The sequence below is a fragment of the Actinomadura livida genome, from assembly GCF_014648675.1.
In the GTDB taxonomy this organism is placed as follows: Bacteria; Actinomycetota; Actinomycetes; order Streptosporangiales; family Streptosporangiaceae; genus Spirillospora; species Spirillospora livida.
The window spans coordinates 157,053-177,248 of record NZ_BMRO01000002.1 but is presented as its reverse complement, the minus strand read 5'-3'; the positions used below and the strand labels follow the sequence as shown (position 1 = coordinate 177,248).

Sequence of the window (20,196 nt, the reverse complement as noted above, 5' to 3'; positions counted from 1 at the left end):
CGGCGGTGGGCGGCGGGAGCCTCAGCCGTTCAGTTCGGCGGGGAGCTCGTCCCGGTGCAGCACCGTCAGCGAGGTCACGGCGCGGGTGAGGACGACGTACAGGCGGGCGAGGCCGCGGGCCTCGGCGGCGGCGATGGCGGCGGGCTCGGCGACGACCACCTGATCGTACTCCAGGCCCTTGGCCAGCGTCGCGGGGACGACGAGCAGCCGGGTCCCGCCGCCCGGGCCGGGCCCGAGGACGGCGTGCTCCAGCCCGGCCGCCTCCAGTGCCGCCGCGTGGGCGGCGACCGCCGCGTCCGGCACGATCAGGCCGACCGAGCCGGGGCGGGCGAGGGCCTCGCGGGCGGCCGCCACCACGGCGGCGCCGAGGTCGGGGACGCGCCGCACCTCGAGGGCGCCCGCTCCTGGACGCAGCGAGCGCGGCCGCTCCAGCGCGGGCGCGATGTGCGGGAGCAGGCGGGCGGCGAAGTCCAGGACGGTCCCGGGGACGCGGAAGCCGAGGGTCAGCTCGGTCACGTCCCCGTCCTGCCCGAGGTGGGCGAGGACCTCCCTCCAGGACCGCGCCGACCACGCGGTCGTGCCCTGGGCGAGGTCGCCGAGCACGGTCGCCGACCCGGTGCCGCACCGGCGGCCCAGGGCGCGCAGCTGCATCGCCGACAGGTCCTGCGCCTCGTCCACGACCAGGTGGCCGAGCGAGGCGGTGCGCTCGACCAGGTCGCGCAGCTCGTCGAGGAGGGCGCGGTCGGCGGCGGTCCACCGGGCCGAGCGGTGCGACCGGGCGGGCTTGGGCCACAGGATCGCGGCCTGCTCCGCCTCGTCCAGGAGGCCCTTGGCGGCCCTGCCGAGGAAGGCGGGGTCCGCCAGGAGCCGGTACAGGACCTGCTCGGGGGTGACCTTCGGCCACACGGTGTCGAGGACGTGCTTGACCGGCTTGCTGCGCGCCACCTGCTCCTGGACGCGGTCGTCCGGCGCCTCGCCGCGCTTCTCCATCTGGACGAGGATCCGGTGCGCGAGGCGCTGGGCGAACGCCGCGCGGCCGCTGCCGTACCGGGTCGTGCCGCGCAGCGCTGCGGCGATCTCGCGCACCTCGTGGTCGGCCAGCCGGTAGCGGGCGGACCCGCGGGTGACGACGAGGCCCTCGGCGGGCTTGGTGACGTGCAGCCACAGCGCCTTGCGGAGCACGTCCGCCATGCGCGCCTCGCCCTTGACCGCGGACGCCTCCGCCGGCTCCTCCGCCGTGGGCGCGCCGAGCAGGTCGTCGATCGTGGCCTGCTCGACGCCGACCTCGCCGAGCGCGGGCAGGACCGCCGAGATGTAGCCGAGGAACGCCCGGTTCGGCCCGACGATGAGGACCCCGGACCGCGCCAGCCGCTCCCGGTGGGTGAACAGCAGGTAGGCGGCGCGGTGCAGCCCGACGGCCGTCTTGCCGGTGCCGGGGGCGCCCTGCACGCACACGGTGCGGGGCAGGTCCGCGCGGACGATCTCGTCCTGGTCCGGCTGGATCGTGGCGACGATGTCGCGCATCGGACCGGTCCGGGGGCGCTCGATCTCCTCGGTCAGGATCCGGGACGGGCCGGCCGCGCCGCCGCGCAGCGGCTCGTCCTCGAACGCGGTCAGCTCACCGCCGCTGAACCCGAACCGCCGCCGCAGCCGCCAGCCCATGGGGTCCGCGGGCCCGGCCTGGTAGAAGGCGCGCGAGACGGGGGCGCGCCAGTCCAGGACGAGCGGGCGGCCCTCGTCGCCGTCGTGGACGTGCCGCCGCCCCACGTACATGACCGCGGGCAGGTCGCCGGCGCCGCTGTCACCGCCGCCGACGGCGTCGTCGCGGTCCATGCGCCCGAAGAACAGCGGCGCGCCGGGGTGGTCGGCGAGCGCCGCGACGCGCTGTTCGAGCAGCGACTCCAGGAACTGCGCGGACACCCAGTCGCCCGCCACGTCGGCGGACAGGCTCTCGGCGTGCTCGCGCATCCGGCGCAGCGCGGCGCGGGACTCGGCCAGGTGGGCGCGCTCGGCGGCTAGGACGGCGGACTCGGCGGGCATGCGGGCACACCTCCGGCGGCGAGGAAGCGGACGGCGAGGGAGCGGACTACAGGCGGCGCGCGGCGAGGAAGCGCAGCCGGGAAGCAGGCGGCGAGGAGAGCGGCTGGACAAAGACGCGAGCCTACCGGGACGCCCCGGTTCCCGCCCACCGGTTTTCCGGCCGGGTGCGGCTGCGCGCGGCGCTCCTCCTTGCCGGGCGGGGGCCGGTGTGTGACGTTGGGCGCCATGGGGAGAGCGGAATGGTGATGGCATGGTGACGCTGAGCGGCCGGACCGCGGTGGTCACGGGCGCCTCGTCCGGCATCGGCGCGGTCGTGGCGGAGGCGCTCGCCGGGGCCGGCGCCCGGGTCGGGCTGGTGGCGCGGCGCAAGGACAGGCTGGAGCGGGTGCTCGCCCGGTGCCGCGAGCACTCCCCGGACTCGGCGATGTGGGTCGCCGACCTCGCGGACCTGGACGGCGTCGCCGGGCTCGCGGCGGACGTCGAGCGCGCGTTCGGCGCCGTGGACGTGCTGGTGAACAACGCCGGCATGCCGAAGCGCCGCCGCGTCCAGGACCTGGCGCCCGCCGAGGCCGAGGACGTGATGCGGCTGAACTACCTGTCCCCGGTGCGGCTGACGCTGGCGCTGCTGCCGGGGATGCTCGCGCGCGGGCACGGCCACCTGGTGGCGGTGGGCTCGGTCGCGGCGCGGCTCGGGCCGCCGCACGAGGCCGCCTACGCGGCGTCCAAGGCGGCGCTGACCGCGTTCTGGGAGAGCATGGCGGTCGACCTGGACGGCACCGGGGTGGAGGTGCACGTCGTCCAGCCCGCGCTCATCGCGGGAACCGAGCTGTTCACGCTGCCCGGCAACGAGAAGCCGCTGAGCGACGTGGCCGAGGGCCTGCCGCCGCAGGAGGTGGCCGCGGCCGTCCTGGAGGTCCTCGGCGAGGGCCGGTTCGAGCAGTACGTGCCGGGGTGGTTCCACGAGATGGCCTCGGGCAAGGCCGCCGACGTCGACGCGTTCGTCGCCGGGGTCAAGGAGTGGACCCGGGAGCAGCTGGAGAGCTGACGCCCCCCGGCGCGGACGACGCGGCCGTCACCAGGTGTCGATCCAGCGGCGGCCGTCCCCGGGCGGCGGGGCCGAGGCGAACGCGGTGGTGATCCAGCGGCGGGTGTCGGCGGGGTCGATGACGTCGTCCAGCTCGAACACCGTGGCGGCGTGCAGGGCCTTGCCGTTCTCGTAGGCGGCGGCGACCATCGTCCGGAACAGCTCCTCGGGGTCCTCCGCCTCGGCGAGCTCCTTGCGGTAGCCGAGCCGGACGGCGCCCTCCAGCCCCATGCCGCCGATCTCGCCGGTGGGCCACGCGACGGTCGCGAGCGGCGCCTTGAACCCGCCGCCCGCCATGGCCTGCGCGCCGAGGCCGTACCCCTTGCGCAGCACGATCGTGACGATCGGGACGCGCAGGTTCGCGCCGATCACGAACATGCGGCTGAAGTGCCGGACGGTGGCGGTCCGCTCGGCGTCCGGGCCGACCATGAAGCCGGGCGTGTCGCACAGCGACACCACGGGCAGCCCGTGGGCGTCGCACAGCTGCAGGAACCGGGCGGCCTTGTCGGCGGCGTCGCGGTCGATGGCGCCGCCGAGGTGGGCGGGGTTGCTGGCGATGAGGCCCAGCGGGCGCCCCTCGATCCGCACCAGCGCGGTGATGATCCCGACCCCGAAGGCGCGGCGCAGCTCCAGCACCGACCCGGTGTCGGCGAGGCGGGTGATCGCGCGGCGGACGTCGTAGGCGCGCAGCCGGTTCTCCGGGACGACGTTCCGCAGGGTCCGCTGGTCGCCGCACGTCCAGTCGCCGCGCGGGCCCTGGAAGTAGGACAGGTAGCGGCGGGCGGCGTCGACGGCGGCGGCCTCGTCGTCCACGGCGATGTCCACGACGCCGTTGGGCTCCTGGTCGCCGATCGGGCCGATCTCCTCGGGCGCGAACACGCCGAGCCCGCCGCCCTCGATCATCGCGGGGCCGCCCATCCCGATGTTGGCGTCGCGGGTGGCGATGATGACGTCGCAGCAGCCGAGCAGCGCGGCGTTCCCGGCGAAGCAGCGCCCGGCGGCGATCCCGACGGACGGGACGCGGCCGCTGAGCCGCCCCATCGCGTGGAAGGTCGTGACGTCCAGGCCGGACACGGTCGAGGTGTCGGTGTCGCCGGGTCGGCCGCCGCCGCCCTCGGCGAACAGGACCACGGGCAGGCGGCGGCGGTGGGCGATGTCGAGCATCCGGTCGGTCTTGCGGTGGTTCTGGTAGCCCTGCGTCCCGGCCAGCACCGTGTAGTCGTAGGACATGACGACGGCCTGCGCGCCGGCGACGTCCCCGACGCCGCAGACCATGCCGTCGGCGGGGGTGCGCTCGATCAGGTCCTCCAGGGACCGGCGCCGCCGCTGCGCGGCGATGGCCAGCGCGCCGTACTCGACGAACGTGCCGTCGTCGCAGAGGTCCTCGATGTTCTCCCTGGCGGTGCGGCGGCCGCGCGCGTGCCGCTTGGCGACCGCCTCGGGACGGGACGCGTCCAGGCCGGTCTCGTGCCTGCGCAGCGTCTCGGCGAGGTCGGCGCGGATCTCGCCGGGGTCGGGCTCGGCGTCCTCGGCGGCGTGGCCGGCTCCGGCCTCGGCGGGTTCCACGAACAGCAGCGGGGCGCCCTCCGCGACGGTGTCGCCGGGCGCGGCGGCGACGCTCCGCACGATGCCCGCCTCGCCCGCGTGGATGACGTGCTCCATCTTCATGGCTTCGAGGACGAGAGCCGGCGCTCCGGCCCGCACGAGGTCGCCCTCGGCCACGTCCACGCTCACCACCGTGCCCTGCATGGGCGCGGGGACGGCGACCGTGCCGGGCGGCGCGTCCGGCACCGCGGCGGCGGGGGCGGCGGCCTCGTCCCGGACGGTCTCGACGTAGTAGCGGCGGTGCTCGCTCTCCAGCAGTTCGGGCAGGTGGTCGGCGATGAAGGACGTGTCGAACCCGCCGGAGGTGAAGCCGGGGTGGCGCAGCACGCCCTGCAGCAGCGGGATGCTGGTGGCGACCCCGGCGATCTCGAACTCGCCGAGCGCGCCGTGCGCGCGGGCGGCGGCGGACGGCAGGTCCTCCGCGCGGGCGACGACCTTGGCGAGCAGCGGGTCGTAGCGGGGGCTCGCGCGGTAGCCGGCGTACCCGCAGGTGTCGACGCGGACGCCCGGCCCGGACGGCGGCGCGAACGCGGTCAGCGTCCCGGCCCGCGGGTGCGGCGTGCCGTCCGCGTCGAGGGTCTCGGTGTTGACCCGGACCTGCACGGCGCAGCCCGCGGCGCGGGGCGGCCCGCCGCCGAGGCCGACGGCGGCGAGGTCCTCCCCCAGCGCGAGCCGGATCTGCGTCTTGACCAGGTCGACCCCGGTGATCTCCTCGGTCACGGTGTGCTCGACCTGGAGCCTCGGGTTGGCCTCCAGGAACCAGAACTCCCCGCCCGCGACGAGGAATTCGAAGGTGCCGATGCCGTCGTAGCGGACCCGGGCGGCCATGCGCAGCGCCGCGTCCAGCAGCGCGTCCCTGACGTCCCCGGGCAGCGCGGGCGCGGGCGCGACCTCGATCAGCTTCTGGTGCCGCCGCTGGACGCTGCAGTCGCGCTCCCACAGGTGGACGGCCGCGCCGGTGCCGTCCCCGGCGATCTGCACCTCGATGTGGCGGGCGCGCGGCACGTACCGCTCGGCGTACAGGTCGCCGGAGCCGAAGGAGGCGAGCGCCTCGGACCGGCACCGCTCGTACGCGGCGGCCATCCCGGCCGGATCGGTGACGGCGCGCATCCCGCGCCCGCCGCCGCCGGCCACGGCCTTGAGCATCACGGGCCCGTGCTCGCGGGCGAACTCCTCCGCGCCGGCGAGGCCCACCGGGCCGTCCGTGCCGGGCGGCACGGGCACGCCCGCCTCCCGGGCGAGCGCCCGGGAGCGGGTCTTGTCGCCGAACAGCTCCAGCAGTTCGGGGCGCGGGCCGGTGAAGGTCAGGCCGGCGGCGGCGCAGCGCGCGGCGAACGCCGCGTTCTCGCTCAGGAAGCCGTAGCCGGGGTGGACGGCGGTGACGCCCGCGTCCTCCGCGGCGGCGAGCAGGGCGCCGGCGTCCAGGTAGCCCGCCGGCCCCTCGCCGGGCAGCACCCGCACCTCGTCCGCGCGGCGGGCGTGCGGCGCGGGGGCCTCGTCGCGGGTGCGGACGGCGACCGTCCGCAGGCCCAGCTCCGCCGCGGCCCGGACGATCCGCAGCGCGATCTCGCCCCGGTTGGCCACCAGGATCCCGCCCACCCGTCCTCCTCGCCTCGCTCCGCGCCCTCGCCTCGGCTGGGGCTCACTCTAGAGAGGCGGCCGGGTCCCGGTGACCGGCGGGCGGCCGGTGACCGGCCGGGGGGCCCGGGTGATAATGGTCCGGGAGGGCCGCCTCCCCGCGCTCACCTCCGGAGGATCGACGAACTCATGGGCACCGCCGGCCGTTCCGTCCGCGAATCCCTCCTGGACGCCGCCGCCTCCCTGCTCGTGGAGCGCGGCTACCGCGGCGTCCGGATGCGGGACGTCGCGGCGGCCGCCGGGGTGAGCCGGCAGACCGTCTACAACGAGTTCGGCGACAAGTGGGGCCTGGCGCAGGCGGTCGTGATCCGCGACAACGAGCGGTACCTCGACGGCATCGACGCGGCGCTGTCCGCGCACGACGACCTGTACTCGGCGGTGACCGCGGCGGTCATGTACACGCTGGAGACCTCCGCGGACGACCAGCTCAAGAAGGCCGTGCTGACCGGCGCGGGCGGCGACGAGCTGCTCCCGCTGCTCACCACGCAGGCCGAGCCGGTGCTGTTCACCGCCAGCGCCCGGATCGCCGAGCACGCGCTGCGGCACTGGCCGGACCTGGACCGCGACGCCCTCACCGAGATCGCCGACGCCGCGGTGCGGCTGACGATGAGCCACCTCATGCTGCCCTCCGGCCCCCCGGAGCGCTTCGCCCACTTCGTCGCCCGCATGGTGACCCGCTACGTCGCCGCCTCTTCATGACGGCCGTCACGGAATGACGGTCTTCAGGTGGACGACCTTGACGGCCGTCATCTCGTCGAGGAGCTCGGGGCCGTAGCCGAAGCCCCGCCCGCTGGCGCCGCGCGGGGTCGCGGCCCCGCCGGGGGCGCCGCCGAACACCGCGTTGATCTTCACGGTGCCGGTCTTCAGGGTGCGCCAGGCCGCCTGGGCGTGCGCGGGGTCGCGGGTGAGGACGGTCGCGGCGAGGCCGTAGCGGGTGCGGTGCGCCGCCTCCAGGCCCTCCTCGAAGGACGCGACGGTGCGGACGGGCGCGACGGGCCCGAAGGTCTCCTCGGCCATCACGGCCATGGCGTCGGTGCAGCCGGTGAGGACGGTGGCCGGGTAGAAGCAGCCGGGACCCCCGGGGATGCGCCCGCCGGTGCGGAGCCGCGCGCCGTCCGCGACGGCCTTCTCGACCTGCTCGTGGACCCGGGCGCGGTGCCGCTCGTCCACCAGCGGGGCGAGTTCGGTGGCCGGGTCCGCGCCCGGGCCCATCCGCAGGGCGCGGGCCCGGGCGGTGAGCGCGTCCAGGAACTCGGCGGCCACTGCCGCGTGCACGTAGACGCGCTCGACGGCGGTGCAGATCTGGCCGCAGTTGGCGAAGCAGCCGGTGGCCGCCTGCCCGGCGGCCCACGCCGGGTCGACGCCCGCGTCGACGATCAGCGGGTCGCTGCCGCCGTTCTCCAGCAGGAGCTTGGCCCCGGTCCGGGCGGTCAGCTCGGCGATGCGGCGGCCCGTGCTGGTCGAGCCGACGTGCGCCACGACGTCCACGCCGCCGTGGCCGGCGAGGGCCTCGCCCACCTCGGCGTCGCCCGTGACCAGGTTGAGGACGCCGCCGGGCAGCCGCTCGGCGATCAGCTCGGCGAGCATGGCGCCGGTGTGCGGGGTCCGCTCGGACGGCTTGTGCACGACGGTGTTGCCGGTGACCACGGCGGCGCCGATCAGCCCGCAGGCGATCGCGACGGGGTCGTTCCACGGCGTGAGCACCGCGACGGTCCCGAGGGGCTCGCGGACCATGAAGTCCGCCGCGTCCCAGCCGCCCTGCAGGCTGCGCCCGCCGTGCAGCGGGCCCAGCTCGGCGTACTGGCGCAGCGTCCCGATCCCGGCCTCGACGCCGCCGAGCGCGTCGCCGGACGGCTTGCCCATCTCGGCGGTCACCAGCGCGGCGAGCTCGGCGGCGCCCGCCTCGACGGCCCGCGCGGCGGCGTGCAGGGCGGCGCCGCGCTCGGCCGCCGGGACCGCCGCCCAGCCGGGCGCGGCGGCCCGGGCCGCCGCCACCGCCGCGTCCACGTCGCCGCCGGCGCAGAGGGGCACCACCCCGAGCGGATCGCCGTCCGCCGGATCGGTGACCGTGAACATCCGCTCCCCGGTACCCTGGCTCCAGCGCCCCCCGGCGAGCATCCACCTGTCACGCGGTCGCATGATCGCTCCCTCGTCTCCTCCCGGGCAGAGCCGCGCCCGGGACCCGCGGTCGCCCAGCCGACGTGTTCGGTCCTCCATGCGTCGCCTACCCGGGACGGCGGCGTTCATTGGCCGACCCCGAATGTCAGTGACTACTTACTCGATGGGCTACCGTGGGGCCCGACAGCCGAGTGCGAGGGAGGCGCGGTGGACTTCGACCTGCCGGAGAGCGCGGCCGCGGTGCGCGAGGGCGTACTGGCGATCGCGGGGAAGTACGACCAGGAGTACTGGAGCCGCTGCGACGCGGACAAGCGCTGGCCCGAGGAGGTCTGGCGGGAGCTGGTCGCCGGCGGCTGGCACGCGCTGGCCGTCCCCGAGGAGTTCGGGGGCGGGGGGCAGGGCCTGCTGGAGCTCGCGGTCGCCCTCGAGGCCCTCGCCGAGGGCGGCGCGGGAGGCGCCGCGTCGTTCATGTACCTGCTGACGCCCGCGTTCGGCGGGCTGACGATAGCCCGCCACGGCACTCGGGAGCAGCAGGAGGAGTTCCTGCCGAAGATCGCGTCCGGGGAGCTGGAGACCTGCTTCGCGATCACCGAGCCGGACGCGGGCAGCAATGCGATCAACATCTCCACGCACGCCCGCCGCGACGGCGACTCGTTCGTGGTCAACGGCCAGAAGATCTGGATCTCCGGGGTCGAGCGCGCGGACCACATGATCCTCGTCACCCGGACGGTCCCGGCCGCCGAGGCGCGCCCCCGGACGGCGGGCTTCACCGTCCTGCTGGTGGACCTCAAGGAGGCCGTCGCCGAGGGCACGCTGACCTACCAGCCGATCCCCAAGCTCGGCACCAACACCGTCGCGTCCAGCACGGTCTTCCTGGACGACGTCCGCGTCCCGGCCGAGCGGGTCCTCGGCGAGGTCGACATGGGGTTCGCCGTCCTGTGGGACATCCTCAACCCCGAGCGGATCCTGGCCGCGGCGGGCGGCGTCGGGTCCGGCGAGCTGGTGCTGAGCCTCGCCTGCGAGTACGCCACCGAACGGGCGCCGTTCGGCAAGCCGATCGGGACGAACCAGGGCATCGCGTTCCCGCTCGCCAGGGTCAAGGCGCAGGTGGAGCTGGCCCGGCTGATGACCTACAAGGCCGCCTGGCTGTGGGACCGGGGCCGCCCCTGCGGCTCGGAGGCCAACATCGCCAAGCTCACCGCGGCCGACGCGGCCTGGCAGGCCGCCGACCGCGCGTTCCAGACCTACGGCGGCATGGCGTACTCGCTGGAGTACCCGATCTCCCGGATGTTCCGCGACGCCCGCATCGCCAAGAACATCCCGGTCGCCGAGGAACTCGTCCTCGCCCACATCGCCCAGCACGAGCTGGGACTGCCCAAGTCGTACTGAGCGCGCGCGTACCGTACCGACCGCCGCGGACGCGCGGGAGGGACGGGCTCAGCCGAACCTGGGCGGGCGCTTCTCCCGGATGGCCGAGACGCCCTCCCGCACGTCCGGGCCGCTGAACCCGAAGAACTCCATCGCCAGCGACGCGTCGAACGACGGGCCCGCGAGGCGCAGCCAGTTGTTCAGCGCGTGCTTGGTGAACGACAGCGCCTCCGCGGGCCCGGCGGCGAGCCGGCCGGCGATCTCCAGGGCGCGCTCGTGCACCTCCCCGTCGTCCACGCACAGCGAGACCAGGCCGATCCGCTCGGCCTCCTCCCCCGTCAGGACGTCGTTGAGCAGCAGGTAGTACTTCGCCTTCGCCATTCCGCACAGCAGCGGCCACACGATCGCCGCGTGGTCACCGGCCGCCACGCCCAGCCGCGTGTGCCCGTCGATGATCTTCGCGGTGCGGCCGGCGACGGAGATGTCGGCCAGCAGCGCCACCGCCAGCCCCGCGCCCACCACCGGGCCCTGCATCGCGCTGACCACCGGCTTCGAGCAGTTCACCACGTTCATGACGATGTCGCGCGCCTCGCGCATGATGCGGCGGCGGGCGCCGTGGTCGACCATCATCTCCTCGATCATGGCGAGGTCGCCGCCCGCGGAGAACGCCGTGCCCTCGCCGCGCACGACGACGGCGCGCACCTCGTCGTCGGCGTCGGCGTCGCGCCAGATCTCCGCCAGCTCCCCGTGCCCGGTCGTGTCGACCGCGTTGAGCTTGCCGGGCGTGCTGATCACGACCCGCAGCACGCCGTCCGCCGCCCAGTCGATCTTCAGCCGCCCGTAGCCGTCATACCGCCCGCTGCCCATGGCCGCTCGCCTCCCGCGTCCGCGCGTCGAATGCCGCGCGCAATCGTCGCACAGCGAATTCCCGCGCCCGGACACCGGCATCGAAGATCTCCGGGAGCAGGAAGAACGAGTGCACGACGCCGTCGTAGCGGCGCAGCTCGACCGGCACCCCGGCGGCGGCGAGCCGGCGCGCGTACGCCTCGCCCTCGTCCCGCAGGATGTCGTACTCCGCGGTGATCACGGTCGCGGGGGCGGCGCCGGCGAGGTCCGGGGCGCGCAGCGGGGCCAGCCGGAAGTCCGCGCGGTCCGCGCCGCCCCGGTAGAGCCCCATGAACCGGGCGAGCGTCGCGGCGTCCAGCGCGTATCCGGACGCGAACTCCCGCCAGCTCGGGGTGTCCGTGGCCGTGTCGGTCACCGGGTAGACGAGCAGCTGGTGGGCGAGCGGCACGCCGCGGTCGCGGGCGAGCAGCGCCGCCGCCGCGGCGAGGTTGCCGCCCGCGCTGTCGCCGGCCACCGCGACGGCCCCGGGCAGGGCGCCGTACCGGTGCGGCTCGCGCGCCACGGACGCCACGACGGCCCAGGCGTCGTCGACGGCGGCGGGGAACGGGTGCTCGGGTGCCAGCCGGTAGCCGACGTTCAGGACGACGCATCCGGCGGCGTCCGCGATGTCGCGGCACACGGCGTCCACGTCGTCGACGCCCCCGAGGACCCACGCGCCCCCGTGCAGGTACACGACCGCGGGCAGCGGCCGGCCCCCCGGCGGCACCGGGCGGTACAGCCGCACCGGGACGGGCCCGCCCGGGCCGCGCACGGTGAGGTCGCGCACCTCCGGCAGCTCGCGTCCCTCGGGGGACGGCACCGCGGCGACCCGCCGCCGCATCTCCTCGATGGTCGGTTCCGCCGGGTCCCCCGCGCCGGGCGGCAGAGCCGTCCAGGCGGCCACGAACTCCAGGAAGCTCACGGTCTGCGGGTGCAGCGGCATGCGGCGGCCTCCGGGGGTCAGCGGCGGGATCCACCAGATCGACTTCCCCGGAACGGCCGGGTCAACCCCCGCCGGCCCGGGGTCGCCGGGCTCAGCGGCCGGCGGCCTCGGCGACCAGGGCGTCGAACAGCCGCCCGTCGCCGGCCTCCTCCGGGTGCCACTGGACGGCGAGGCCGAAGCGGTGCCCCTGCAGCTCGACGGCCTCGACCACCTGGTCCTCGGCCCAGGCCACCGCGGCCAGGCCCCTGCCGAGCCGGCCCACCGCCTGGTGGTGGTAGGTGGGGACGTCGGCGGAGTCGCCCATGATCTTGCCGACCAGGCTGGTCGCGCTGATCTGCACCGGATGCGAGCCGACCAGGCCGCTCTCCGGCGCGTGCCCGTCATGGCCCACCGCCTCCGGCAGGTGCTGGACGAGGGCCCCGCCGCGGGCCACGTTCAGGACCTGCATGCCCCGGCAGATCGCCAGGAAGGGGAGGTCGGCGTCCACGGCCGCGCGGGCGAGCGCGAGCTCGAACCGGTCGCGCTGCGGCTGCGGCGGGCCCGTCATGGCGTGCCGGGCGGCCCCGTACAGCTCGGGGTCCACGTCGCCGCCGCCCGCCAAAACGATGCCGTCGAGCCGCCCGACCAGCGCGTCGACCCCGCGCAGCTTCGCGGTCGGGGGCAGCATCACCGGGATCCCGCCGGCCCGCTCGACGGCGCGGACGTACGGCACCGGCAGGAGCGCGGCCTCGCGCACCCAGATCCCCCAGCGGGCCGGCTCCTGATACGTGGTGATGCCGATGAGCGGCGGCGCGCCGGCACCGGCGGCGTTCGGGGACGGCCCCCCGCGGATGGCCTCTGACATGCCCGGTTCCCCTCTGTCGTGCGTTGGCCGCGGGACGACCTCCGATATGGGCCGTGTGCCGCGTTCGGCTGCCCCTCATGCCGCCACCCGCCCCCGGGCCGTCCCGTCCCCCGGCCTCCTACCGGCCAGCTTGCCGCACGGGGCGGATCTCCGCAGTCGGAAGCGGCGAGACCGGCCCGGCGGCGGCCCCCCGGCGGCACCCCCGGCGAGGGCCGCCGGAGGGCCTCCCGGGCGGCGGAGGCCAGCAGAATTCCGAAATCTTCCACCCGGTAGTGGTTTTCTACCCCGTTCGCGTCCTCCGTCCCCGGGCCGGCGCCGCCGCCGATGAGTACCGATCAGTATGCGTGCCCTTTTCCGCCGTGACCCGATCACAGAGAATTCACTCGCGACTACACACGGAGACATCTTCCGCTCCGCGCGGCCGCCATGTTTGATGACCTGCGCGGACGAATGCGAGAATCTCAGCAAGCCGGGCATCGGACGCGCCTCGACGACCGCGCGATCCCCGTACATTCCGCGCCAGGAGCCCAGAGGGGGCGAGCTGGAGAATGTCACCGGAAACGCGAACGCTCAAGGAGTGCTTCGCCCGACTGGACGCCGATCCCGCGGGCGCGACCGGCTATTTCTACGGCCGCCTCTTCGCGCGGGAACCGCGGCTGCGCGCCCTGTTCCCGCCCGCGATGGGCCCCCAGCACGACCGGTTCTTCCAGGCGCTCACGCGGATCGTGTGGAGCCAGGACAACCCGGCCGAGCTCGCCAGCCACCTCGGCCGGCTGGGGCGCGACCACCGCAGGTACGGCGTCCTGCGCGAGCACTACCCCGCCGTCGAGACCGCGCTGCTGGCGACGCTGCGGACCTTCGCCGCCGACGTGTGGACCCCGGAGGCGGAGGCCGCCTGGACCGCCGCCTACCGGTCCGCCGCCGCGACCATGATCGCCGCCGCCGAGCGGGACGCCGCCGCGCACCCGCCCTGGTGGGTCGCCGGGATCACCGGCCACGACCGCCGCGCCCACGACCTCGCCGTGCTCACGCTGCGGCCCGAGCGGGCGCTGCCCTTCCTGCCCGGCCAGTACGTGAGCGTGCAGACCGCGCGCTGGCCCCGCGTCTGGCGGCCCTACTCGATCGCCAACGCGCCCCGGCCCGACGGGACGCTGCGCCTGCACGTCCGCGCCCGGCCCGCCGGCTGGGTCAGCGGCGCGCTGGTCCGACACTGCGCCCCCGGTGACACCGTGCTGCTCGGCCCGGCCACCGGGACCATGACCCTCGCCCCCGGGTCCACCCGCGGGCTCCTCCTGATCGGCGGCGGCACCGGCCTCGCCCCGATGAAGGCGCTCGCCGAACATGCCGCCGCGTCCGGCCGCGACGTCCGCCTGCTCGTCGGGGCCCGCACCGAGGACGGCCTGTACGACCTGCCCGCGTTGCGGAGGCTGGAGTCGGCCTGCGCGCGGCTGCGGGTGACCCCCGTCCTCTCGGGGGCGCCCGCGCCGCCCGGCGGCCTGCACGGCCGGATACCCGACATCCTGCCCGGCTACTTGGACGGCGTCCCCGACTGGCAGGACCACGACGCCTACGTCGCGGGCCCCGTCCCGCTCGTCCGCCGGACCGTCACCGCGCTGCAGCGGCAGGGGCTGTCCCTCACCCGCATCCACCACGACCTGCTCGCCGCCGAGAACTGAGTGGTCACCACCCGGCGCGCTCGCGCAGGAACGCGGTCGTCGCCCCGTCCGCCGGGTAGAACGACTCGATCGCCAGCTCCGCGACCGTGATGTCGACGGGCGTGCCGAACGTCGCGATCGTGCTGAAGAACGACAGTTCCCGGCCGTCCACCCGCATCCGCAGCGGGACGAACACCTCGTGGCCCTCGGGCGGCGCGATCGCCTCCCCCACGTCCCCCGGGAAGCTCCGCAGCTCCCGGTGCAGCTGGGCGAGCGACGCGTCCGCGGTCAGCGCCACGTGCCGCCGCACCCGGTCGATCATGTGGGCGCGCCACTCGGCCAGGTTCAGGATGTTCCGGGCCATCCCGTCGGGGTGCATGCTGAGCCGCAGCACGTTCAGCGGCGGCTCCAGCAGCTCCGGCGGCGCGCCCTCCATGAAGAACGCGGCCGCGCCGTTCGCGTCGACCAGGTTCCAGAAGCGGTCGACGACCACGGCCGGGTACGGCTCGTGCCCCTCCAGCACCTGCCGCAGCGCCGCCCGCACCGAGTCCATCCTCGGCTCCTCCATCGGCGTCTCGTCGAACACGGGCGCGTACCCCGCCGCCACCAGCAGCAGGTTCCGGTCGCGCAGCGGCACGTCCAGGTGCTCGGCCAGCCGCAGCACCATCTCCCGGCTCGGCGCCGACCGGCCCGTCTCCACGAAGCTCAGGTGCCGGGTCGACACGTCCGCCTCCGACGCCAGCTCCAGCTGGCTGAGCCTCCGCCGCTGCCGCCACGCGCGCAGCTGCTCCCCGATCGGTCTCACATCGCTCAGCGCCGTCGTCATCGCACCGACGCTACCCGGACCGCGTCATGGGGACGATGACGTCCGAGGTAATGGACGCGGCCCCGAGCCGGTCGCCAGAGTGGGCACCGACGACCCGAGGAGGACCCGTTGACCACCGAGCTCACACCCGACCAGCTCGCCGACGCCATGCCCTTCGCCCGCGCGCTGGGCGTGGCGATCGACTCCGCCGGGCCCGAGGAGGTCACCGGCCATCTCGACTGGACCCCGGACCGCTGCACCGCCGGCGGCGTCATGCACGGCGGCGCGCTCATGGCCCTCGCCGACACCCTCGGCGCGGTCTGCGCGTTCCTCAACCTGCCGCCTGACACGTCCACGACGACGCTGGAGTCCAAGACGAACTTCTTCCGCGGCGTGAAGGACGGCCGGGTCCGTGGCGTCTCCCGCCCCCTGCACACCGGCCGGACCTCGATCGTCGTGCAGACCGACCTGTTGGACGCGTCCGACCGCCGCGTGGCGCAGGTGACCCAGACCCAGGCCGTCCTGCTCGCGTGAGGCGGCTCGCCACTGGCCGGCGCCTTTACATTGTAGATTTTTTGAGGTGGCCGTCGAAGAAGGCGAAGATCCGGTTCCAGCCGTCCGGCGCGTTCTCCCGGCCCCGCCCCATCCCGAACGCGATCTTCGCCACCGGGCCGAGCGGCCCCGGCAGCGCGGACTCGGTCATGAAGGAGTGCCCGGTCCCCGGGTACTCCTTCACGTCGTGCGCGGCGCCCGACCCGGCGAGCGCCCGCTCCAGCTTGCCCGCCGCCCCGCGCAGCGAGGGGTCGGCGGCGCCGTAGCTCGCGACGACCGGGCACGCGCCGCGCAGCGCCTCCTCCGGCCGGCGCGGCAGCATGCCGTAGTTGACCGCGGCGGCCTTGAAGTCGTACTTCGCCGCCGCGACCAGCGCGAACCCGCCGCCCATGCAGAATCCGCAGACGCCCACGTCGCCGGTGCAGTCGTCCCGGCCCGCCAGCCAGGACCGCGCCGCCTCGATGTGGTCGTACGCCGCACCGCGGCCGGCCCGCATCTCCCGCATCGCCTTGGTGACGCAGCGCACCCAGGGGGCCCCGTCGTAGAGGTCCGGCAGGACGGCGAGATACCCGTTCGCGGCGAACCGGTCCGCCTGGGCGCGCATGTCCCCGGTGTTCCCCAGCGCCTCGAAGACGATCACTACCCCGGGCCAGGGCCCGGCTCCCCCGGGGACGGCGAGGTACCCGGGCAGCTCCCGCTCACCCACGGGAATCACGATGTCCGACATAGCGTCCAACACTCCCCCACCGGCACGCCTTGCGCCTAGACCCAAACGCCTGCCCGGACCACTGCGGCGTTCGGGCAGGCGCCGCTCGGGGTGGTCAGACCTTGCGCCACTTGGGGATCCAGGCGCCGTCCTCGACGACGTAGTCGCCGAACAGGTCCGGGGCCTCCTTGCGCATCACTTCGCCGATCTTGCCGAAGAGCAGGCGGATCTCCTCCTCGGCACCGGGAGCGGTGCGGTTCTCCAGGGTGTGCCGCAGCGTGCGGACGTTGGCCGTCCAGACCAGGCCCGTGCCGACCCCCTCGGGGGCGAACCGGCGCATGAACGAGGTCTTGTGCTTCTTCTCCTTGAACGGCACGCCCTCGTCGTCCAGGCCGAAGTGCTCCGCCATCCAGCCCTGGAACTCCTCCATCTGCTCCAGCATGGCGGTGGCGCGCTTCATCAGCTCCGGATCCTCGCGGGCCCACTCCGGGAACCAGAACGGGATGTCCTGGAGGCGGACGAAGCGCAGCGACTCCTGCGAGATGGCCACACCGGGACGGTGCCGTACCAGCTCGTGGGTCAGCACCCGGCTCACGTTGTGCAGGACGAAACTGAAGCTGACGTGCTCCAGCACCGAGCCGTGCAGGCTGCGCAGGATGTTCTCCAGGTACTGGCCGGAGTCCGTGCGGACCTTGACCACGTTCGGGTTGAGGCCCGGCTCCCACGAGCGGTAGCAGAGCCGGCCGGCGAACTCGGCCAGGGCCTGCGGGTCGTTCAGCTCCTCGTCCAGGTCGCCCCGGTCGAGCCGCTCCAGCCAGCTCTCCCCGCCCACGTCCCGCAGGTACCGGGCGACCTCGTCGTAGTCCAGCTCGGGCCGTGCGACGAGGTACACCTCGGGCTCAACGCTCTTCACTCTTCCCCCCACGGGTCGTTACGTCGTCCCTAGGAAACCACCAGGATCCGGCGGCCGCGACCTGGGGTGCGGAGGCCGCGGCCGCGCATGCCCGGATCCGAGCGGGGCTCGTCAGGCCAGGGCGTCGATGTCGGCGAGGATGGCACGGCGGCCCTCCTCGTCCAGCGAGGAGGCGTGGACGGCGTTGCGGGCGAGGGACGCCAGGCCCGCGCGGTCCAGGCCGAAGACCTCGGCGGCGACGCGGTACTCGCCGGTGAGGGTGGTGTCGAACATCGGCGGGTCGTCGCTGTTCAGCGTGACGAACAGGCCCTCCTCCAGCATCCGCGGCAGCGGGTGCGAGGCGAGGTCGGCGACCTGCCCGGTGCGGAGGTTGGACGTGGGGCAGACCTCCAGCGGCAGCTGCGTCTCGCGCAGGTGCGCGACGAGGCGCGGGTCCTCCAGGCAGCTGAAGCCGTGGCCGATGCGCTCGGCGCCGAGCCCCTCGATCGCCTCCCAGATGGTCTCCGGGCCGGTCATCTCCCCCGCGTGCGGGACGCTGCGCAGCCCCGCGGCGCGGGCGGCGGCGAACGCGTCGCGGAACGCGTCGCGGTGCGGCGGGCGGCACTGCTCGATGCCGCCGAGCCCGAACCCGACGAGCGCCTCCGGCGGGTGCCCGAGGGCGTGGTCGGCCGTGCCGCGGGCGCCTTCGGCGCCGAACTCGCCGGGGATGTCGAAGATGTAGGCGACGCGGATGCCGTGCCGGTCGCGGGCCTCGCGCGCGGCGTGGTCGAGGGCCTCGGTGATCGCGGGCATCGGCATCCCGGCCCGCCGGTGGGTGTAGGGGGTGACGGTCAGCTCGACGTAGCGGGCGTTCTGCGCGGCGAGGTCGCGGGCGGTCCCGAGGACGAGGGTGCCGACGTCCTCGGGGGTGCGGACGAGGTTGGAGACGGCCTCGTACACCTCGGCGAAGTGGGGGAAGTCGCGGAACTCGTAGAAGGCGCGCAGCTCCCGCTCGTCCACCGGGACGGGTCCGTCGGGGTGGCGGCGGGCGAGTTCGAGGACGGTGGGGACCGAGGCGGAGCCCACGAGGTGGACGTGGAGCTCGACCTTCGGCAGGGCGTCGATGAACGCCTCGATGGGTGTGGTTTCGGTCAGCACGCCGCGAAGCTAACAGCCGCCCGGTCCGCCGCGACAGGCAAATCCGTGAAATCTGCCACAAGATTGTCAGAAACACCCGGGACGGTGTTCCGGTGCGGCAGGATGGGAGTCGTGCGGGCCGCTCGGTTGATCTCCATGGTGCTCCTCCTGCAGTCGCGGGAGACGATGACGGCGGGCGAGCTGGCGCGGGAGCTGGAGGTCTCCGAGCGCACCGTCTACCGGGACATGGAGGCCCTGTCGGCGGCCGGCGTCCCGGTGTACGCCGACCAGGGGCGCGGCGGCGGGTACCGGCTGGTGGGCGGGTACCGGACGCGGCTGACCGGCCTCACCCGCGAGGAGGCGGAGGCGCTGTTCCTGTCCGGCCTCCCGGGCCCGGCCGGGGAGATGGGGCGCGGCGACGCGGTGGCCGCGGCCGAGCTCAAGGTGCTGGCGGCGCTGCCCGCGTCCCTGCGGGACGCCCCGTCGCGCGCGAACCAGCGGTTCCATCTGGACGCCCCCGGCTGGTTCGGCGCGGCCGGCCCGCCGCCGCTGCTGCGGGACCTCGCGCGGGCCGTCTGGGAGGACGAGCGGGTCGAGCTGCGCTACCGGCGCGGGGACGCCGAGGTCGCGCGGGAGGCCGAGCCGTACGGGCTCGTCCTGAAGAGCGGCACCTGGTATTTGGTCGCGCGGGTCGCGGGCGCGCCGCGCACCTACCGGGTGGACCGGGTGACGGACGTCCGGCCGACCGGGGACGTCTTCGACCGCGACGAGGGGTTCGACCTCGCCGCGCACTGGCGGGAGCAGGCGGCGGAGTTCCTGCGGTCGATCCTGCGCGCGGAGGTGACCGTCCGGCTGTCCCCCGCCGGAAGGCGGATCCTGCGGTACGCCGTCGAGCCGTACGCGGCGCGCCGGGCGGTGGAGGACGCCGGGGAGCCCGACGAGGCGGGATGGGTGGTGACCACGCTCCCGGTCGAGTCGCTGGACGTCGCCGCCTCCCAGCTGATGCGGCTCGGCCCGGAGGCCGAGGTCCTGGCCCCGCCGGCGCTCCGGGAGCGGATGGCGGAGGGCGCGGCCAGGCTCGCCCGGCTGTACGCCTCCCGGCCGCGGGACTGAGCGCCCCGGCGTCCGGCCGCCCGGCCTTCGGGGGGAGGGCCGTCAGTCCTGCTTGCGCGCGATCGCCTCGCCCAGCTCCTGCTTGGTCATCTTCGAGCGGCCCCGGACGCCGAGGCCCGCCGCGCGGTCGTAGAGCTCCTGCTTGCTGCTGCCCTCGACGTCCACGCCGCCGGCGCTCCGGCCGCTGCCGCGGCGGGCGTCCGGGTCCTTGGCCCGCTGGTCGGACGGCCCCTTGCGCTTCTTGGGGACCCACCGGTCGCCGCGCTTCTCGAACTTGTGCTTGAGCGCGGAGTAGGCGGTGCGGTGCGCGCGCTGCCCCTCCCCGTAGGTCTCGACCGCGGAGTCGTGGGCCTTGGCGAACGTCTCCTGCGCCTCCTTCGGGGAGCGCTGCAGCGTGCCGGGAAGCTCCTCCTTCCGCGGCTTGCCGCTCTTGGTCGTCTTCGGCATGGCTCCTCCTTCCGTCTGCTCGCCGCCATAACCGACCGGATTCCGTTCAAACCGGCGTAATGGGCGGGGCCGCCGGCGATCCGGGGATCGCCGGCGGCCGTGCGGAGGGCGGGCCTTCCAGAGGCATGTCCTCTTAGCGGTATCCGGTGACGTCAGCGGGACGTCCGGCGTCCACCACCTCGGTGATGTAGCGCCAGGCGTCGGGAGTGCTGCCGTCGGCGTCGGTGAACCCGTAGACCTTCGCGAGCCCGCCGCTGGACAGCGACGCCCCGTTCCAGCGCGCCCGGTCGGGGTCGGCGGCGAGCGCGGCGGCGGCGCGGCCGACGAACACCGGGGACTCGGAGATCGCGAAGTTGGGGACGTC

At 75.1% G+C, this 20,196-nt stretch carries 17 protein-coding genes and 1 pseudogene; 6 read left to right on the top strand and 12 right to left on the bottom strand.

Features of this window, described 5'->3' with window-relative positions:
• Positions 1-21 precede the first annotated feature (21 nt).
• A complete protein-coding gene (locus tag IEZ03_RS04105; RefSeq protein ID WP_184884202.1) occupies positions 22-2,040 on the bottom strand; it encodes a HelD family protein in 2,019 nt (672 codons plus the stop codon).
• Between the two features lie 250 nt (positions 2,041-2,290).
• On the opposite strand from IEZ03_RS04105, the gene IEZ03_RS04100 reads away from it, so the two are divergent.
• On the top strand, positions 2,291-3,085 hold the full coding sequence (locus tag IEZ03_RS04100) for an SDR family NAD(P)-dependent oxidoreductase (protein ID WP_184884200.1): 795 nt from the start codon (positions 2,291-2,293) through the stop codon (positions 3,083-3,085).
• Positions 3,086-3,112: 27 nt separating this feature from the next.
• Here IEZ03_RS04100 and IEZ03_RS04095 read toward each other — a convergent pair whose 3' ends face one another.
• Positions 3,113-6,328 carry an acetyl-CoA carboxylase family protein gene (locus IEZ03_RS04095; protein WP_184884198.1) on the bottom strand — a complete coding sequence of 1,072 codons (3,216 nt, stop codon included), beginning with the start codon at positions 6,326-6,328 and terminating at the stop codon, positions 3,113-3,115.
• Between the two features lie 168 nt (positions 6,329-6,496).
• Between IEZ03_RS04095 and IEZ03_RS04090 the strand changes: the two genes are divergently transcribed.
• Positions 6,497-7,066 (top strand): TetR/AcrR family transcriptional regulator, encoded by a 570-nt coding sequence (locus tag IEZ03_RS04090; protein ID WP_132046315.1) that lies wholly within the window; start codon positions 6,497-6,499, stop codon positions 7,064-7,066.
• Positions 7,067-7,072: 6 nt separating this feature from the next.
• Here IEZ03_RS04090 and IEZ03_RS04085 read toward each other — a convergent pair whose 3' ends face one another.
• Entirely contained in the window at positions 7,073-8,506 is a 1,434-nt protein-coding gene (locus IEZ03_RS04085; RefSeq protein ID WP_221480714.1) for an aldehyde dehydrogenase family protein, read from the bottom strand.
• 186 nt (positions 8,507-8,692) lie between these two features.
• On the opposite strand from IEZ03_RS04085, the gene IEZ03_RS04080 reads away from it, so the two are divergent.
• Entirely contained in the window at positions 8,693-9,874 is a 1,182-nt protein-coding gene (locus IEZ03_RS04080) for an acyl-CoA dehydrogenase family protein (protein WP_184884196.1), read from the top strand.
• Positions 9,875-9,922: 48 nt separating this feature from the next.
• Here the strand turns inward: IEZ03_RS04080 and IEZ03_RS04075 are convergent, their stop codons facing one another.
• The 3 genes from IEZ03_RS04075 to IEZ03_RS04065 all read right to left on the bottom strand — a co-directional run bounded on the left by IEZ03_RS04075 (position 9,923) and on the right by IEZ03_RS04065 (position 12,525).
• On the bottom strand, positions 9,923-10,720 hold the full coding sequence (locus IEZ03_RS04075; RefSeq protein WP_184884194.1) for an enoyl-CoA hydratase/isomerase family protein: 798 nt from the start codon (positions 10,718-10,720) through the stop codon (positions 9,923-9,925).
• On the bottom strand, positions 10,701-11,681 hold the full coding sequence (locus tag IEZ03_RS04070) for an alpha/beta hydrolase (protein WP_184884192.1): 981 nt from the start codon (positions 11,679-11,681) through the stop codon (positions 10,701-10,703). Before IEZ03_RS04070 ends, IEZ03_RS04075 begins: the two co-directional genes overlap by 20 nt.
• A 91-nt stretch (positions 11,682-11,772) precedes the next feature.
• Positions 11,773-12,525, bottom strand: a complete 753-nt coding sequence (locus tag IEZ03_RS04065) for a gamma-glutamyl-gamma-aminobutyrate hydrolase family protein (protein WP_184884190.1) — start codon at positions 12,523-12,525, stop codon at positions 11,773-11,775.
• A 548-nt stretch (positions 12,526-13,073) separates the two neighbouring features.
• Here IEZ03_RS04065 and IEZ03_RS04060 point away from each other — a divergent pair.
• Positions 13,074-14,201, top strand: coding sequence for a globin domain-containing protein (locus tag IEZ03_RS04060; RefSeq protein ID WP_184884188.1), 1,128 nt, complete (start codon positions 13,074-13,076; stop codon positions 14,199-14,201).
• A 4-nt stretch (positions 14,202-14,205) separates the two neighbouring features.
• Here IEZ03_RS04060 and IEZ03_RS04055 read toward each other — a convergent pair whose 3' ends face one another.
• Complete coding sequence (locus IEZ03_RS04055; protein ID WP_184884186.1) at positions 14,206-15,006, bottom strand: helix-turn-helix domain-containing protein; 801 nt, start codon at positions 15,004-15,006, stop codon at positions 14,206-14,208.
• A 108-nt stretch (positions 15,007-15,114) separates the two neighbouring features.
• Between IEZ03_RS04055 and IEZ03_RS04050 the strand changes: the two genes are divergently transcribed.
• Positions 15,115-15,519: a PaaI family thioesterase gene (locus IEZ03_RS04050; protein ID WP_221480713.1), complete on the top strand. Its 405-nt coding sequence runs from the start codon at positions 15,115-15,117 to the stop codon at positions 15,517-15,519.
• A gap of 25 nt (positions 15,520-15,544) precedes the next feature.
• Here the strand turns inward: IEZ03_RS04050 and IEZ03_RS04045 are convergent, their stop codons facing one another.
• The 3 genes from IEZ03_RS04045 to add all read right to left on the bottom strand — a co-directional run bounded on the left by IEZ03_RS04045 (position 15,545) and on the right by add (position 18,293).
• Positions 15,545-16,243 (bottom strand): dienelactone hydrolase family protein, encoded by a 699-nt coding sequence (locus IEZ03_RS04045; protein ID WP_229808000.1) that lies wholly within the window; start codon positions 16,241-16,243, stop codon positions 15,545-15,547.
• A gap of 115 nt (positions 16,244-16,358) precedes the next feature.
• Positions 16,359-17,156, bottom strand: coding sequence for an FAD-dependent thymidylate synthase (thyX, locus tag IEZ03_RS04040; RefSeq protein ID WP_184884182.1), 798 nt, complete (start codon positions 17,154-17,156; stop codon positions 16,359-16,361).
• A 111-nt stretch (positions 17,157-17,267) separates the two neighbouring features.
• Complete coding sequence (gene add, locus IEZ03_RS04035) at positions 17,268-18,293, bottom strand: adenosine deaminase (protein WP_229807999.1); 1,026 nt, start codon at positions 18,291-18,293, stop codon at positions 17,268-17,270.
• Positions 18,294-18,404: 111 nt separating this feature from the next.
• Between add and IEZ03_RS04030 the strand changes: the two genes are divergently transcribed.
• Positions 18,405-19,385 carry a helix-turn-helix transcriptional regulator gene (locus IEZ03_RS04030; RefSeq protein WP_184884181.1) on the top strand — a complete coding sequence of 327 codons (981 nt, stop codon included), beginning with the start codon at positions 18,405-18,407 and terminating at the stop codon, positions 19,383-19,385.
• Positions 19,386-19,427: 42 nt separating this feature from the next.
• Here the strand turns inward: IEZ03_RS04030 and IEZ03_RS04025 are convergent, their stop codons facing one another.
• Positions 19,428-19,832: a ChaB family protein gene (locus IEZ03_RS04025; protein WP_184884179.1), complete on the bottom strand. Its 405-nt coding sequence runs from the start codon at positions 19,830-19,832 to the stop codon at positions 19,428-19,430.
• 133 nt (positions 19,833-19,965) lie between these two features.
• Positions 19,966-20,196: pseudogene (locus tag IEZ03_RS37540) on the bottom strand (short-chain dehydrogenase); the annotation flags it as partial.

Bases quoted from the DNA above. Each gene is read 5' to 3' on its own strand.
- IEZ03_RS04105 (WP_184884202.1), bottom strand. From the start codon at position 2,040: ATGCCCGCCGAGTCCGCCGTCCTAGCCGCCGAGCGCGCCCACCTGGCC.
- IEZ03_RS04100 (WP_184884200.1), top strand. From the start codon at position 2,291: ATGGTGACGCTGAGCGGCCGGACCGCGGTGGTCACGGGCGCCTCGTCC.
- IEZ03_RS04090 (WP_132046315.1), top strand. From the start codon at position 6,497: ATGGGCACCGCCGGCCGTTCCGTCCGCGAATCCCTCCTGGACGCCGCC.
- IEZ03_RS04085 (WP_221480714.1), bottom strand. From the start codon at position 8,506: ATGCGACCGCGTGACAGGTGGATGCTCGCCGGGGGGCGCTGGAGCCAG.
- IEZ03_RS04075 (WP_184884194.1), bottom strand. From the start codon at position 10,720: ATGGGCAGCGGGCGGTATGACGGCTACGGGCGGCTGAAGATCGACTGG.
- IEZ03_RS04070 (WP_184884192.1), bottom strand. From the start codon at position 11,681: ATGCCGCTGCACCCGCAGACCGTGAGCTTCCTGGAGTTCGTGGCCGCC.
- IEZ03_RS04065 (WP_184884190.1), bottom strand. From the start codon at position 12,525: ATGTCAGAGGCCATCCGCGGGGGGCCGTCCCCGAACGCCGCCGGTGCC.
- IEZ03_RS04060 (WP_184884188.1), top strand. From the start codon at position 13,074: ATGTCACCGGAAACGCGAACGCTCAAGGAGTGCTTCGCCCGACTGGAC.
- IEZ03_RS04055 (WP_184884186.1), bottom strand. From the start codon at position 15,006: ATGACGACGGCGCTGAGCGATGTGAGACCGATCGGGGAGCAGCTGCGC.
- IEZ03_RS04025 (WP_184884179.1), bottom strand. From the start codon at position 19,832: ATGCCGAAGACGACCAAGAGCGGCAAGCCGCGGAAGGAGGAGCTTCCC.